At 73.4% G+C, this 14613-nt stretch carries 15 protein-coding genes; 13 read left to right on the top strand and 2 right to left on the bottom strand.

Features of this window, described 5'->3' with window-relative positions:
- The 8 genes from ACFWWQ_RS18910 to mutM form a co-directional block, all read left to right on the top strand.
- The coding region (locus ACFWWQ_RS18910) for a helicase-related protein (RefSeq protein WP_384597521.1) at window positions 1-1276 on the top strand (1276 nt) is incomplete at its 5' end.
- A gap of 296 nt (window positions 1277-1572) precedes the next feature.
- Complete coding sequence (gene rsmD, locus ACFWWQ_RS18905) at window positions 1573-2172, top strand: 16S rRNA (guanine(966)-N(2))-methyltransferase RsmD (RefSeq protein WP_384597518.1); 600 nt, start codon at window positions 1573-1575, stop codon at window positions 2170-2172.
- A gap of 26 nt (window positions 2173-2198) precedes the next feature.
- Window positions 2199-2678, top strand: coding sequence for a pantetheine-phosphate adenylyltransferase (gene coaD, locus ACFWWQ_RS18900; protein ID WP_285229398.1), 480 nt, complete (start codon window positions 2199-2201; stop codon window positions 2676-2678).
- Window positions 2679-2810: 132 nt separating this feature from the next.
- Entirely contained in the window at window positions 2811-3911 is a 1101-nt protein-coding gene (locus ACFWWQ_RS18895; RefSeq protein ID WP_384597516.1) for a cell division initiation protein, read from the top strand.
- A gap of 209 nt (window positions 3912-4120) precedes the next feature.
- The gene (locus ACFWWQ_RS18890) at window positions 4121-4729 is read left to right on the top strand and encodes a YceD family protein (protein ID WP_384597514.1); all 609 of its coding nucleotides are present in this window, start codon (window positions 4121-4123) and stop codon (window positions 4727-4729) included.
- A 2-nt stretch (window positions 4730-4731) separates the two neighbouring features.
- Entirely contained in the window at window positions 4732-4905 is a 174-nt protein-coding gene (gene rpmF / locus ACFWWQ_RS18885) for a 50S ribosomal protein L32 (protein WP_003951102.1), read from the top strand.
- 7 nt (window positions 4906-4912) lie between these two features.
- Complete coding sequence (gene rnc, locus ACFWWQ_RS18880; RefSeq protein ID WP_384597512.1) at window positions 4913-5767, top strand: ribonuclease III; 855 nt, start codon at window positions 4913-4915, stop codon at window positions 5765-5767.
- A gap of 89 nt (window positions 5768-5856) precedes the next feature.
- Window positions 5857-6807 (top strand): bifunctional DNA-formamidopyrimidine glycosylase/DNA-(apurinic or apyrimidinic site) lyase, encoded by a 951-nt coding sequence (gene mutM / locus ACFWWQ_RS18875; RefSeq protein WP_384597511.1) that lies wholly within the window; start codon window positions 5857-5859, stop codon window positions 6805-6807.
- A gap of 24 nt (window positions 6808-6831) precedes the next feature.
- On the opposite strand, the gene ACFWWQ_RS18870 is transcribed toward mutM, so the two are convergent.
- Complete coding sequence (locus ACFWWQ_RS18870) at window positions 6832-7029, bottom strand: hypothetical protein (protein WP_143941862.1); 198 nt, start codon at window positions 7027-7029, stop codon at window positions 6832-6834.
- A gap of 194 nt (window positions 7030-7223) precedes the next feature.
- Here ACFWWQ_RS18870 and ACFWWQ_RS18865 point away from each other — a divergent pair, with 194 nt between their 5' ends.
- Window positions 7224-8030, top strand: a complete 807-nt coding sequence (locus ACFWWQ_RS18865) for a MerR family transcriptional regulator (RefSeq protein WP_384597508.1) — start codon at window positions 7224-7226, stop codon at window positions 8028-8030.
- Window positions 8027-8539 carry a hypothetical protein gene (locus ACFWWQ_RS18860; protein ID WP_384597506.1) on the top strand — a complete coding sequence of 171 codons (513 nt, stop codon included), beginning with the start codon at window positions 8027-8029 and terminating at the stop codon, window positions 8537-8539. Before ACFWWQ_RS18865 ends, ACFWWQ_RS18860 begins: the two co-directional genes overlap by 4 nt.
- Before the next feature lie 24 nt (window positions 8540-8563).
- Here the strand turns inward: ACFWWQ_RS18860 and ACFWWQ_RS18855 are convergent, their stop codons facing one another.
- A complete protein-coding gene (locus ACFWWQ_RS18855) occupies window positions 8564-9466 on the bottom strand; it encodes a CAP domain-containing protein (protein WP_384597504.1) in 903 nt (300 codons plus the stop codon).
- A gap of 132 nt (window positions 9467-9598) precedes the next feature.
- On the opposite strand from ACFWWQ_RS18855, the gene ACFWWQ_RS18850 reads away from it, so the two are divergent.
- The 3 genes from ACFWWQ_RS18850 to ACFWWQ_RS18840 all read left to right on the top strand — a co-directional run bounded on the left by ACFWWQ_RS18850 (window position 9599) and on the right by ACFWWQ_RS18840 (window position 14436).
- The gene (locus ACFWWQ_RS18850; protein ID WP_384597502.1) at window positions 9599-9880 is read left to right on the top strand and encodes an acylphosphatase; all 282 of its coding nucleotides are present in this window, start codon (window positions 9599-9601) and stop codon (window positions 9878-9880) included.
- A gap of 383 nt (window positions 9881-10263) precedes the next feature.
- The gene (locus tag ACFWWQ_RS18845; protein WP_030287366.1) at window positions 10264-10461 is read left to right on the top strand and encodes a hypothetical protein; all 198 of its coding nucleotides are present in this window, start codon (window positions 10264-10266) and stop codon (window positions 10459-10461) included.
- Between the two features lie 282 nt (window positions 10462-10743).
- Complete coding sequence (locus ACFWWQ_RS18840) at window positions 10744-14436, top strand: chromosome segregation SMC family protein (RefSeq protein WP_384597500.1); 3693 nt, start codon at window positions 10744-10746, stop codon at window positions 14434-14436.
- The last annotated feature ends 177 nt before the right edge of the window (window positions 14437-14613 follow it).

Below are 14613 nucleotides of genomic sequence, written 5' to 3'. Positions count from 1 at the left end.
CGCGTGCGTGTCTGTCTCTCAACACTTCCGGGGGGGGGGGGGGCGGGGGGCCCCCCCCGGGGGGGGGGGGGGGGGGGGGGGGGGGGGGGGGGGGGGGGGGGGCCGGGGGCCCCCCCCCCCCGGCACCAAGGTCGTGCTGCTCACCGGCTCCATGGGCGTCGCCGCCCGGCGGCAGGCCCTCCTCGATCTCGTCACCGGTGAGGCCGGAATCGTCATCGGCACCCACGCCCTGATCGAGGACAAGGTGCAGTTCCACGACCTCGGGCTGGTCGTCGTCGACGAACAGCACCGCTTCGGCGTCGAGCAGCGCGACGCCCTGCGCGGCAAGGGTCACTCCCGGGGCGAGAAGCGGACCCCGCACCTCCTGGTGATGACCGCGACCCCCATCCCGCGCACCGTCGCCATGACCGTCTTCGGTGACCTGGAGACCTCCGTCCTCGATCAGCTCCCCGCCGGGCGCTCGCCCATCGCCACGCACGTCGTGCCCGCCAAGGACAAGCCGCACTTCCTCGCCCGCGCCTGGGAGCGGGTCTGCGAGGAGGTCGCGGCGGGCCACCAGGGCTACGTCGTCTGCCCCCGGATCGGCGACGAGGAGGACGCCCCCGGAACGGCCAAGGGCGGAGCCGAGGCCGAGCCGTCGCCCGAGGACACCGAGGAGAAGCGGCCGCCGCTCGCCGTGCTCGACCTCGTCCGGCAGCTCACCGCCGGGCCGCTGGCCGGACTGCGGGTGGCGGCCCTGCACGGCCGGATGGCGCCCGAGGACAAGGACGCCGTCATGCGCCGCTTCGCCGCCGGTGAGCTGGATGTCCTGGTCGCCACCACCGTCATCGAGGTCGGCGTCAACGTCCCCAACGCCACCGCCATGGTGATCATGGACGCCGACCGCTTCGGTGTCTCCCAGCTCCACCAACTGCGCGGCCGCGTCGGCCGGGGCGCCGCCCCCGGGCTCTGTCTGCTGGTCAGCGAGATGCCCGAGGCCAGCCCCGCGCGCGCCCGCCTCGCCGCCGTCGCCGCCACCCTCGACGGCTTCGAACTCTCCCGCATCGACCTCGAACAGCGCCGCGAGGGAGACGTCCTCGGCCAGGCCCAGTCCGGCGTCCGCTCCTCGCTGCGGATGCTCGCCGTCATCGAGGACGAGGAGGTCATCGCCGCCGCCCGCGAGGAGGCCACCGCCGTCGTCGCCGCCGCCCCGTCCCTCGACGCCTACCCCGAACTGCGCACCGCGCTCGCCGCCCTGCTGGACGACGAACGCGAGGAGTATCTCGACAAGGGGTGACGGGATCGAGCTGCCGGACGAGGCCGCCCGACCAGCCCGGCCCACGGTGCGAGGCCGCCCGACCGGCCAGGCCCGCCGCGCGAGGCCCGGGCCCATGCACCGTGGCCCGGCCCAGGGCCTGCCCCCACGTCAGGCCCGCCCCCGTACGTGAGAAGCCTCACCCTTCCCGGTGCCTCCGCCGGGCCCGGCCGCCCGCCAGGCGCCGCCCCGTGCCCACCCGGAATATCGTGGAGGCCACGGCGCCGCACCCCGGCCGCCGTCTCCCCACCGACCCCGCACCACGTAAGGACGGGCCCATGACCCGCGTGATCGCCGGTACGGCCGGCGGCCGCCGCCTGGCCGTACCCCCCGGCAACGGCACCCGCCCGACCTCCGACCGCGCGCGCGAGGGCCTCTTCTCCACCTGGGAGTCGCTGGACGGCCCGATGACCGGTGCCCGGGTACTCGACCTCTACGCGGGCTCCGGCGCGGTCGGCCTGGAAGCGCTCTCCCGGGGCGCCGCCCACGTCCTGCTCGTCGAGGCCGACGCCCGCGCCGCCCGCACCGTCCGCGAGAACGTCAAGGCCGTCGGCCTGCCCGGCGCCGAGGTCCGCACCGGCCGCGCCGAACAGACCGCCGCCGGCTCCGCGCCCGGCGACCCGTACGACGTCCTCTTCCTCGACCCGCCGTACGCCGTCACCGACGACGAGCTGCGGGAGATCCTGCTCACACTCCGCCGAGCGGGCTGGTGCGCGCCCGGCGCACTCGTCACGGTGGAGCGGAGCACTCGTGGCGGCGCGTTCTCCTGGCCGGACGGTTTCGCGGCGATCAGGGCCCGCCGCTACGGCGAGGGGACGCTTTGGTACGGTCGCGCCGCTTCGACGTCCCCCGACGAGACGTCGGAACGCGTGTCATGAACGCATCGGAGAGCGAGGAACCAGAGTTGCGCCGCGCCGTCTGTCCGGGGTCCTTCGACCCCATCACCAATGGGCATCTGGACATCATCGCCCGTGCCTCCAAGCTGTACGACGTCGTGCACGTCGCCGTGATGATCAACCAGTCGAAGCAGGGGCTGTTCACGGTCGACGAGCGCATCGACCTCATCCGCCGCGCCACCGCCGAGTACGGCAACGTCGAGGTCGAGGCGTTCCACGGCCTGCTCGTCGACTTCTGCAAGCAGCGCGACATCCCCGCGATCGTCAAGGGTCTGCGCGCCGTCAGCGACTTCGACTACGAACTCCAGATGGCCCAGATGAACAACGGGCTCTCCGGCGTCGAGACGCTGTTCGTCCCCACCAACCCCACCTACAGCTTCCTCTCCTCCAGCCTCGTCAAGGAGGTCGCGGCATGGGGCGGCGACGTCGGACACCTCGTCCCGCCGTTCGTCCTGGAAGCGCTCACCGAACGGCTGCGGCAGCGCTGAACCGCACCCTGGTGCACCCACCGGGCGTCACCACCTGCTGACGGGCCGTCAGCAGGTGTCGGAGCGGAGTCCGGTGGCCGTACAGTCGTGGCGTTCCCTCGTTCCATCCCTTCAGAGAGTGGCGAGTCCAACGTGGACGTGCAGAAGAAGCTCGACGAGATCGTCGACAACATCGGCAGCGCCCGTTCCGTGCCCATGTCGGCGTCCTGCGTGGTCAACCGGGCCGAACTGCTCGCCATGCTGGAGGAGGTGCGCGCGGCGCTGCCCGGCTCGCTCGCCCAGGCGCAGGAGCTGCTCGGCGGCCGCGAGCGGATGGTCGAGGAGGCCCGCGTCGAGGCGGAGCGCATCATCGAGTCCGCCCACGCCCACCGCGGCTCGTTGATCTCCGACACCGAGGTCGCCCGACAGTCGCAGGACGAGGCGGACCGCATCCTCGCCGAGGCCCGCCGGGAGGCCGAGGAGATCCGCGCCGAGGCCGACGACTACGTCGACAGCAAGCTCGCCAACTTCGAGGTCGTCCTCACCAAGACCATCGGCTCCGTCGACCGCGGCCGCGAGAAGCTGCTCGGCCGCGGCCCCGGCCTCGACGAACAGGGCTACGCCGACGCCGAGGCCCCCGAGCGCAGTGCCGACCCGGCGACGCTCACCGAGCGCGCCGACGCCTATGTCGACGCCAAGTTCGGCGCCTTCCAGGCGGTGCTGACCAAGACCCTCGAAGCGGTGGGCCGCGGCCGCGACAAGCTCCAGGGCGCCCGCGCCGTCGACGAGCTGGGCGCCCATCTGGCCGCCCAGGCGGACGAGCGGGCCGGCGGCCACCAGGCCGACGCGGAGTTCCTCGCCGGACTCGCCGACGTCGCCCCGCAGCAGCCCGCAGCCCCGGTGCACCCCGCCCCGCAGCCGCTCCGGGCCGCGGCGGAGGCCCCGCAGTACGCCCAGCCCGGCTACTACCCGGACCAGGGCTACGCGGCGGGCCAGGACGGCTACGCCTACGGGCAGCAGCAGTACGCCCAGCCGCAGGACCCCTACGGCTACGGCTGGCAGCAGCAGACCGCCCCGCAGGTCCCGCAGCAGGGCTACGACCAGCGGACCGGCTACCCGGACGCCCCGCAGCAGGCCCCCCAGCAGCTCCCGCAGGCACCTGCGCAGCCCGGAGCCCTGGAGGAGACCAGCCTCTTCGACACCAGCGTGATCAACCTCGACCAGCTCCGGCAGTACGAGGAGGGCCGCCCCTAGGGAGGCCCGTCCGGAGGGGAGCGGATTGGGCCTATCCGGGCATGTCCAGTATCCTGGCTGTTCGGTCGCGTGTACGTCCGCGATCCCGGCTGCCCGTTTCCGTCTCCGCCCGCTCTTCGAGTCCGGTGGCCGGAAGGGCGGAGCGCCGGACCCCCGGTACAGAAAGCAGGAAAGCCATCAACGCCCGCCTCGACCACCGTTCCCCGCTCGTGTTCGACACGCGCGAGCTGGGCCGTCGTCCCGGCGCGCTCCAGCGGCTCTCCCGCACCGTCGAGGCCCCCCGGGACCTCGGCAACGAGGTGATCGGCGTGCCCGAGGGCACCCCGGTCGCGCTCGACCTTCGCCTGGAATCGGTCATGGACGGGGTACTTGTCACAGGTACCGCCCGTGCAACCGTGAAGGGGGAGTGCGTAAGGTGTCTGGAGCCGCTGGAGCGCGAGTTCGCAGCGGACTTCCAGGAGATGTTCGCCTACCCCGACGCCGATGCCCGGACCCGCCCTGCGGAATCCGGCGACGACGCCGAGGACGAGGAGGACACGCTCTTCGTCGAGGACGACCTGTTCGACCTCGAACCCGTGCTGCGGGACGCGGTGGTGCTCGCACTGCCGCTGCAGCCGGTGTGCCGGGAAGGCTGCCCGGGTCTGTGTTCCGATTGCGGAGCACGGCTCGCGGACGACCCGGACCACCACCACGATGCCGTCGACATCCGTTGGGCGGCACTGCAGGGACTCGTCGGGACCAACCAGGACGACGAGAAGGACAAATTGAGCGGCGACGCGCCTCGATCAGCGCACGTCGACGAGAAGCAGGAGAAGTAGCCGTGGCTGTTCCGAAGCGGAAGATGTCGCGCAGCAACACGCGCCACCGCCGGTCGCAGTGGAAGGCTGCGGTCCCCACCCTGGTGGCGTGCGAGCGCTGCCACGAGCCGAAGCAGCAGCACATCGCGTGCCCGAGCTGCGGCACCTACAACAAGCGCCAGGTCCTCGAGGTCTGAGCGGCTGGTGACAGGCACTGTGTCTAGCCCCAAGAAGGCGCAAGACGCCCGCCCCTCGGCCCGCACCCGCGGCGAGGAGCAGGCACCGGCGGACACGGCCTCGTCCCACACGATTCTGGAAGGGCGGCTCGGGTACCACCTTGAGTCCGCCCTTCTGGTACGTGCGCTGACGCACCGTTCCTACGCGTACGAGAACGGCGGTCTGCCCACCAACGAGCGGCTGGAGTTCCTCGGGGACTCCGTGCTGGGCCTGGTGGTCACGGACACGCTGTACCGCATCCACCCCGATCTCCCGGAAGGCCAGCTGGCCAAGCTCCGGGCCGCGGTGGTCAACTCGCGCGCGCTCGCCGAGGTGGGCCGCGGCCTCGACCTCGGCGCCTTCATCCGCCTCGGGCGGGGCGAAGAAGGCACGGGCGGCCGGGACAAGGCGTCCATCCTCGCCGACACCCTTGAAGCGGTGATCGGCGCGGTCTACCTCGACCAGGGCCTCGATGCGGCCGGCGAGCTGGTGCACCGGCTCTTCGACCCGCTCATCGAGAAGTCCTCCAGCCTGGGCGCCGGCCTGGACTGGAAGACGAGCCTCCAGGAGCTCACCGCGACCGAAGGTCTCGGCGTTCCGGAGTACCTGGTCACCGAGGCCGGACCGGACCACGAGAAGACGTTCACGGCTGCCGCCCGCGTCGGTGGTGTCTCGTACGGCACCGGCACCGGCCGCAGCAAGAAGGAAGCCGAACAGCAGGCGGCGGAGTCCGCGTGGCGTGCCATCCGCGCCGCGGCGGACGAGCGCGCCGAGGCCGGGCAGGACGGCACCGCCGCCGACCCGTCCACGGCTTCCGGCGACTCCTCGACGCCGGCCCGCTGAACCACCCCTTCTGACCCCGCCGGGCGACACCGCCCGACGGGGTCAGAAGTCTTTTCCGTACCCTGCCGAAACCCGTGAGGAGAGCCGCGGTGCCCGAACTGCCCGAGGTCGAGGTCGTACGCCGAGGACTGGACCGCTGGGTCAGCGGCCGGACCATCGACTCGGTCGAGGTGCTGCACCCGCGCGCGATCCGCCGTCACACCGCGGGCGCGGCCGACTTCGCCGCCCGGCTGACCGGGCTGCGCATCGATGCGGCGCGGCGCCGTGGCAAGTACCTCTGGCTGCCGGTGTCCGGTGGCGGCCCCGCCGCACAGACCGCGGCCGAGGGCCTGGCGCCGCAGATCACCACCGATGTCACCCATGGCCTCGCGGTCCTCGCGCACCTCGGGATGAGCGGCCAGCTGCTGGTGCAGCCGCAGGACGCGCCGGACGAGAAGCATCTGCGGATCCGGGTCCGCTTCGACGACACCGTGTCCCCGCCGCCCGAGGACGCGGCCGGCACCGAGCTGCGCTTCGTCGACCAGCGGACCTTCGGCGGTCTCTCGCTGCACGACACGGTGCCCGGCGACGTGGACCAGCTCCCGGATGCCATCGCGCACATCGCCCGCGATCCGCTCGACCCGTGCTTCGACGACGCCGCGTTCCACGACGCGCTGCGCCGCCGCCGCACCACCGTCAAGCGCGCCCTGCTCGACCAGTCCCTGATCAGCGGCGTCGGCAACATCTACGCCGATGAGGCGCTGTGGCGCTCGCGGCTGCACTACGAGCGGCCCACCGCCACCCTCACCCGCCCGCGCACCGCCGAACTCCTCGGCCACGTACGGGAGGTGATGGCCGCCGCCCTCGCCGTCGGCGGCACCAGCTTCGACAGCCTCTACGTCAACGTCAACGGCGAGTCCGGCTACTTCGAGCGGTCCCTTGACGCGTACGGCCGGGAGGACGAGCCGTGCCGCCGGTGCGGCACCCCGATCCGCCGCCGTCCCTGGATGAACCGCTCCAGCTACTTCTGCCCGCGCTGCCAGCGGCCGCCGCGGCCCTGAGCGCGGGCCGCCCGGCGCCCGCGGTCAGGCGCTGGGCGCTTCGGTGAGATGCCAGCGGCCGACCTCGCGGTACTCCGAGTCGTACACCGCCGAGCCGTCGCCGGGCGCCATCGCGTAGTGGTGGAGATTGCCGCCCCAGTAACGCAGGATGCGGCCCAGTTCGCCTGCCGGGTCCTGCGCGATCCTGCCCTCGTCCACCTCGACTTCGAGCACGAATTTCATGCCGTGGTCTCCCTCTCGTCAGGGGCGTCGTTCCGCCCGGTCTCCAGTCTTCCATGCAAGTGCGAGCAGGGATTTCGACGACGTCTGCGCAGGTCGGGGCGGGAAATGGGCGGGAAAATCTCAACTGGCGGTGAGGCGGCGGGGCCCTCCGGAAACGGTGCCCGCCGGGGGAGTCCGGCCCGTAAGCTGACCGCTTGGGACGGAACGGGGCGGCGGGGGAGGGCGGCGTGGCGGACCGGTTGCGGGCCGGTGAGCTCGCGCGGGCGGCGGGTCTTTCGGTACAGCAGTTGCGCAGCTATCTGGACACCGGGGTGCTGCCGCCGGCACCGCGCAGCGCGGGCGGCCACCGCCGGTTCACCACCCTGCACGCCGAGGCGCTCACCGCTGCCCGGGCGCTCGCCGCCGGACACGGCTGGGCCACCACCCGCACCGTCCTGCGTGCCGTCCACGACGGCGACGAGGAGACCGCGCTGGCCGCGCTCGACGCGAGCCACGCCCGGCTGGACCGGGAGCGCGGTGAGCTGGCGGCGGTGCACGACGCCCTCGGCACCGTGCTGGCCGCCGAGCCGCCCGTATCCGCACCGCGCCCCCTGCGGATCGGCGACGCCGCCCGCGCCGTGGGCGTCCGGCCGCCCGTCCTGCGGCTCTGGGAGCACCACGGTCTGCTGCGTCCGGAGCGCGAACCGGCCACCGGATACCGCCGCTACCCCGCCGCCGAACTGCACCTCGCGCACGTCACCGCGCTGCTGCGACGCGGCGGCCACCCGCTCGCCGCCGTCGCCGCCGTCCTCCGCGAACTGCGCACGACCGGCAGCCCCGACCGCCTCCGCACGGAGCTGGCCCGCCGCCGCGACGCCCTGCACCAGGCGTCCCGCCATCGGCTCACCGCCGCCGCGGCCCTGCACACCTATCTCCTGCGGCGGGCGGAAGAACGCCCGGAACACGGCACGGAAGGATGCGTGGGGCCAGTGAAAGGGACGAGCACGGAGCCGCCGGGGTGAGCGCCGTCATCGCCGCCATGATCACCGCCGTCGTGGGCGTCCTGGGCACGCTCTTCGCCCCGCTGCTCACCCACCGCATCACGCGGCGGCAGCGCGTCGAGGAGGCGGCGGAGGAGGCGGCGCGCCGCTCCCTCGACGAGCGGCGCACCGCGTACACCGCGCTCAACCGAGCCTCCCGGCAGTTCCACACCCTCCTCAAGGACGCGCTGCACCGCCTGCGTGACGGCGCCTACGGTGCGCACGAACGCGAGCAGACGGAGGAGGCGCGGCTGGAGTACCGCGACCGCTACGCCGAGGCGCAGATGAGCGTCCCCGGGGTGGTGCTGGCCGCGTCGCGCGACGTCAACCGGGTCCTGGCGCACGCCGACGCCGTCGTCAAACGCCTCGACCGGGGCCGCGCCGACGACGGCGAGAGCGCCGACCGGGCCCTGGCGGATCTGAAGGCGGCGGAGCCCGCGCTCAGCGTGTTGAGCGCGGTGATGCGGCGGGATCTGGGGGTTCCGGACTGAGACCGCGCCCGGCGGTGGTCGGCGTCAGAAACCGAAGTCCTGGGTCCACCAGGGCCCGCCCGGCCCGCGGTGGACGCCGACGCCGAGGGTGCGGTACTCGCAGTTGAGGATGTTGGCGCGGTGGCCGGGGCTGTGCATCCACGACTCCATGACGGCCGCGGCGTCCGCCTGGCCGCGGGCGATGTTCTCGCCACCGAGGCCGGAGATGCCCGCCACGCGGGCGCGGTCCCAGGGGCCCGCGCCGTCCGGGCCGGTGTGGTCGAAGAAGCCGCGCGTGGCCATGTCGTCGCTGAAGTCCCGTGCCAGCGAGGCCAGTTGAGTGTCGGCCTTGACCGGCGTGCAGCCGGCCCGGGCGCGTTCCTCGTTGACCATCGACAGCACCTGCGCCTCGGCCGACGTCCCGGAGCCCACTGAGCGCTGCGGGCGTGCGGACGGCGCCGGCACCGTGGTGGGCGCCGTGCCGGAGGCGCCGCTGCTCCCGCCGTGCCCGGATCCGGCCGTGGGCGACGCCGGCCTGTGGTGCGCCTTCGGGGACGGCGAGGCGGACGGGGACGCCGCGGAGGTGGGCCGGCCGGTGCCGGGGGGCGTGGCGCGGGCACTGCCGCGGCCGACCGCACCCGATGCCCGGTCCGCCGGTGCGGCCGACTCGCCGCCCTGCGGGGAGGCGTCCGGCAGCGCACCGGCCCGGACCGGCTGCCCGGCCTCGTCACCCACGACATATCGGTCGCCGCCGCCCGGGATCAGCCCCGAGGCGACCGCGACGGTGCCCATCGCCACCGCGGCGGACGCGCCGATCAGCCCCGTGCGTACCGGCACCGTGCGCCGGGCACGGCGGCCCCGTCGGTGTCCCTCGCCGGGCGCGGCGTCGGTGGGTGGTGCGCCCACCGGCCCGGTGGCAGGGGGAGCAGAGCGTCTGTGGCGGCCCATCCGCTGGCGTCCTTCCGTCCTCAGCATCGAGAAATTCACCCGAAAGAGTGAGCTGGATTGCCGGGTGACTGTACGCCATGGCCCACCGGACCGATGTGCTCGCCGACCGATCGGCCGGATACCGTGCACGCCATGAACGAAGAAGTCCGCCTGACGGCATGGGTGCGCGGCCGGGTCCAGGGCGTCGGGTTCCGCTGGTTCACCCGCGCCAACGCCCTGCGCATCGGCGAACTGGCCGGATTCGCGCTCAATCTGGACGACGGACGTGTCCAGGTCGTCGCCGAAGGCCCGAAGGAGCGTTGCGAGGAACTGCTGGAGTGGCTGCGCGCCGGGGACACGCCCGGGCGCGTCGACGGTGTGACTGAGATATGGGACACCCCGCGCGGGGGTTACGACGGCTTCGCGACGCGTTGACGGACGGCGGAAAGCCGCCCCGGAGCGGCCTCGGGAATGATCTTCAGACTGTGCCCCGGAGGTCCGCTGCCGGGAGATTTGGCCTGGTGGTTGCCAACTCGGCCGTCCCATGCAAGGCTGCCGCTGTACGGATGATCTCCACGCCCCCGCGGGACCTTTCTGGAGCATCGGCGCCCGGCCGTCACGGCAGCGCCGTCTCAGGCACCCGGCGATACGGGGTGTGATCGTGTTGACCGTCAAAACATTTGGTGAGACTCTGGAATCCCCGCGCACCTTAGCTGTTTGGTATGGAGAACCCCGCAAATGACAAGCACCGCGGGTGCGCGAATCCCTCACGACCCACACCGCTTCGGTCGGTCACTCATTGTGGAGGACCATCCATCATGGCAAAGGCGCTTCTCGGTTACGTCGGCGGCTCCGACCCCCGAGTCCTCTCCGAGATGCGACGGCTTCAGCAGCGCGTGCAGGACCTGGAATCCGAACTGATCCGGATGCAGGCCGAAAACGACATGCTGTCCGCTGCCGCACGTCACGACGGTTCGATGCTCGACGTACCCCAGGCGGAGCCCGCGCTCACCTGACCCCCGCCTCAAGGGCCGGTACGGCGTATGCCACCTGCTTGAGGAACTGCAATCAGCACGATCCGCGCTACGCGAGATCTGCAAAAGGGACGCTTCGGCGTCCCTTCGTCATGTCCGCCCTCCCCGCGCCCCGAGTGCCGGCTCCGTCCGGCGCTTACCGCATGATGTGCCCTGCGCCACGCGGCATGAAACCGAAAGAGAACGTGAGGGGGCGCGGCGGCTTCCGCCGGGCCCCGGGATGTCGTCCGGGGCGCCCGGAATCGGCCGGTAAAGTCGCACGGCGTGCACCTCAAGAGTCTGACCCTGCGAGGCTTCAAGTCCTTTGCCTCCGCCACGACGCTCCGCTTCGAACCGGGCATCACCTGCGTCGTGGGGCCCAACGGATCCGGTAAGTCCAACGTCGTGGACGCGCTGTCCTGGGTGATGGGTGAGCAGGGTGCCAAGTCGCTGCGCGGCGGCAAGATGGAGGACGTCATCTTCGCCGGTACGACCGGGCGGCCGCCGCTCGGCCGGGCCGAGGTGTCGCTGACCATCGACAACTCCGACGGCGCGCTGCCCATCGAGTACGCCGAGGTCACCCTCACCCGGACGATGTTCCGCAACGGCGGCAGCGAGTACCAGATCAACGGCGACACCTGCCGGTTGCTCGACGTCCAGGAGCTCCTCAGCGACTCCGGCATCGGCCGGGAGATGCACGTCATCGTCGGCCAGGGGCAGCTCGACGGCGTCCTGCACGCCGACCCGATGGGCCGCCGGGCCTTCATCGAGGAGGCCGCCGGGGTCCTCAAGCACCGTAAGCGCAAGGAGAAGGCGGTCCGCAAGCTGGACGCGATGCAGGCGAACCTCGCCCGCGTCCAGGACCTCACCGACGAACTGCGCCGCCAGCTCAAACCGCTCGGCCGGCAGGCGGCGGTCGCCCGGCGCGCCGCCGTCATCCAGGCCGATCTGCGCGACGCCCGGCTGCGGCTGCTCGCCGATGACCTCGTCACGCTGCGCCGCGCGCTGCACGCCGAGATCGCCGACGAGGCGGCGCTCAAGCAGCGCAAGGAGGCCGCCGAACAGCGGTTGCGGGACGCCCGGCGGCAGGAGGCGGAGCTGGAGGAGCGGCTGCGGACGCTGACGCCGCGGGTGCAGCGGGCCCAGCAGAACTGGTACGAGCTGTCGCGGTTCGCCGAGCGGGTGCGCGGCACCGTCTCGCTCGCCGAGGCGCGGGTCCGCAGCGCCCAGCAGGCGCCGCCGGACGAGCGGCGCGGCCGCGACCCCGAGGACATGGAGCGCGAGGCCGCCCGCATCCGGGAGCAGGAGGCGGAGCTGACCGCCGCGGTGGAGGCGGCGAGCCGGGCGCTGGAGGACACCGTCGAGCACCGCGCCGCCCTGGAGCGGGAGTTGGCCGACGAGGAGCGGCGGTTGCGCGATGTGGCGCGGGCCCTCGCCGACCGGCGCGAGGGCCTGGCGCGGCTCAGCGGGCAGGTGAGCGCCGCCCGTGGCCGGGCCGCCTCCGCGCAGGCCGAGATCGGGCGGCTCGCTGCCTCCCGCGACGGCGCCCGGCAGCGGGCGCAGGAGGCGCAGGAGGAGTACGAACGGCGTGCGGCGGAGGCCGGTGCCCTGGAGGCGACGCGCGCCGAGGACGCCGAACGCGACGAGGCCGCCCGGCAGGAACTCGCCGTGGCGGACACCGCGCTGGAGGCCGTGCGGGAGGCGCTGACCGTCGCGGAGCGCGGGCGCGCCGCGACCTCGGCCCGGCATGACGCACTCGCGACGGGGCTGCGGCGCAAGGACGGCAGCGGCGCGCTCCTGGCCGCGTCCGGGGAGCTGACCGGCCTGCTCGGACCGGCGGCGGAGCTGCTGACCGTCGCGCCCGGCCACGAGGTGCCGGTCGCCGCCGCGCTCGGCGTCGCCGCCGACGCCCTCGCGGTCCGCGGACCGGCGGTCGCCGCCGACGCGATCCGCCTGCTGCGCAGGCAGGACGCGGGCCGGGCGGCGATGCTGCTGGCCGCCCCCGGGGAGACGGTGCCCGCGACGGCCGGCCCCGCCGTGCCCGCGCACGGGGCCCCCGGTGGTGCCGCGGCACCGTGCGGCGTACGGGTTCCGGCGCCCGCGCGGGAGGCCGGTACGGAGCCGGACGGGGCGGGCGCCCCGGAGACCGTCCCGCTGCTGCCCGGCCCACGGGAGCCGGGCCTACGGGCCGTCGAACTCGTCGACGGACCGCCGGAGTTGACCGTGGCCGTCCGGCGGCTGCTGCGGGACGTGGTGGTCGTCGCGACGCTGGAGGACGCCGAGGAGCTGATCGCGGCGCGGCCCGAGCTGACGGCCGTCACCGGCGAGGGCGATGTACTCGGCGGGCACTTCGCGCACGGCGGGTCGGCCGGGGCGCCGAGCCTGCTGGAGGTCCGGGCGGCCGTCGACGAGGCGGCCGCCGAACTCGCCGCGCTGGGGGCCCGCTGCACGGCGCTCGCCGAGGAGCGGCACGGGGCCGCCGAACGGCGCACCGCGGCCGCCGCGCACGTCGCGGAGCTGGACGCCCGGCGGCGTACCGCGGAGCGCGAGCAGTCGCAGGTCGCCGGGGACCTCGGGCGGCTCGCCGGGCAGGCGCGGGCGGCGGCGGGGGAGGCCGAACGGGCCGCCGCCGCGACGGCGAAGGCCGAGGAGGCCCTGGCCCGCGCCACCGAGGAGGCCGAGGAGCTGGCGGAGCGGCTGGCGGTCGCGGAGGAGGAGCCGGGCGAGGAGGAGCCGGACACTTCGGTACGGGACCGGCTGGCCGCCGACGGTGCCAACGCCCGGCAGACGGAGATGGAGGCCCGGCTCCAGACGCGTACGCACGAGGAGCGGGTCAAGGCGCTCGCCGGGCGGGCCGACGCGCTGGACCGGGGGGCGCGCGCGGAGCGCGAGGCGCGGGCGCGCGCGGAACGGCGGCGCGCCCGGCTGCGTCACGAGGCGGCGGTCGCCTCGGCGGTCGTCTCGGGCGCCCGGCAGCTGCTGGCACACGTCGAGGTCTCCCTCGTACGGGCCGAGGAGGAGCGGGCGGTGGCGCAGCGGGCCACCGCCGGGAGCGAGGAGGCGCTGGCGGCCGCGCGGGAGCAGGGCCGGCAGCTCGCGTCGGAGCTGGACAAGCTGACCGACTCGGTGCACCGGGGCGAGGTCCTCGGGGCCGAGAAGCGGCTGCGGATCGAGCAGTTGGAGTCGCGTTCCCTGGAAGAGCTGGGTGTGGAGCCGTCCGCGCTGGTCGCGGAGTACGGACCGGACCAGTCCGTGCCGCCGTCGCCGCCCGCGGAGGGGGAGCGGCTGCCGGACGATCCGGAGCATCCGCGGAACCGGCCGGTGGCGTATGCCCGCGCCGAGCAGGAGAAGCGGCTCAAGGCGGCCGAGCGGGCGTATCAGCAGCTCGGGAAGGTGAACCCGCTCGCCCTGGAGGAGTTCGCCGCACTGGAGGAACGGCACCAGTTCCTGAGCGAGCAGCTTGAAGACCTGAAGAAGACCCGGGCCGATCTGCTCCAGGTCGTCAAGGACGTCGACAAGCGCGTGGAGCAGGTTTTCACCGAGGCGTACCACGACACGGCGCGGGAGTTCGAGGGCGTCTTCGGGCGGCTCTTCCCGGGCGGCGAGGGCCGGCTGGTGCTCACCGATCCGGAGCACATGCTGACCACCGGGGTGGACGTGGAGGCCCGCCCGCCCGGCAAGAAGGTCAAGCGGCTCTCGCTGCTGTCCGGCGGTGAACGGTCGCTGACCGCGGTGGCCCTGCTGGTCTCGATCTTCAAGGCGCGACCCAGCCCGTTCTACGTGATGGACGAGGTCGAGGCGGCGCTGGACGACACCAACCTGCAGCGGCTGATCGGGATCATGGAGGAGCTGCAGGAGAGCAGCCAACTGATCGTGATCACGCACCAGAAGCGGACGATGGAGGTCGCCGACGCCCTTTACGGCGTCTCGATGCAGGGCGACGGCGTCTCGAAGGTCATCAGCCAGCGGCTGCGCTGAGCCCGACACCTCTGTTCAGGACTTGAATTCAGGTCACCCAACGGGGCGGCTGCATCTTTTCATTCCTCTCTATTGACTTAGAAACTTGAACGAATATTCTCTGCAATGTCGCTTTTACCTTCACGTGGTGGCTGCTCTCGACGTATGCGCCACTGGAAGTGCCAGTCCCCTACGCCC

The organism is Streptomyces sp. NPDC059080, from assembly GCF_042739975.1.
GTDB classification, from domain to species: domain Bacteria; phylum Actinomycetota; class Actinomycetes; order Streptomycetales; family Streptomycetaceae; genus Streptomyces; species Streptomyces benahoarensis.
The sequence above is the reverse complement of the archived record's forward strand: the minus strand, read 5'-3'. Positions and strand labels throughout refer to the sequence as shown.

Coding starts and splice junctions, on each gene's coding strand:
- ACFWWQ_RS18855 (WP_384597504.1), bottom strand. CDS start 9,466: ATGGGCCGCCACAGACGCTCTGCTCCCCCTGCCACCGGGCCGGTGGGC.
- ACFWWQ_RS18845 (WP_030287366.1), top strand. CDS start 10,264: ATGGCAAAGGCGCTTCTCGGTTACGTCGGCGGCTCCGACCCCCGAGTC.
- rsmD (WP_384597518.1), top strand. CDS start 1,573: ATGACCCGCGTGATCGCCGGTACGGCCGGCGGCCGCCGCCTGGCCGTA.
- ACFWWQ_RS18850 (WP_384597502.1), top strand. CDS start 9,599: ATGAACGAAGAAGTCCGCCTGACGGCATGGGTGCGCGGCCGGGTCCAG.
- ACFWWQ_RS18870 (WP_143941862.1), bottom strand. CDS start 7,029: ATGAAATTCGTGCTCGAAGTCGAGGTGGACGAGGGCAGGATCGCGCAG.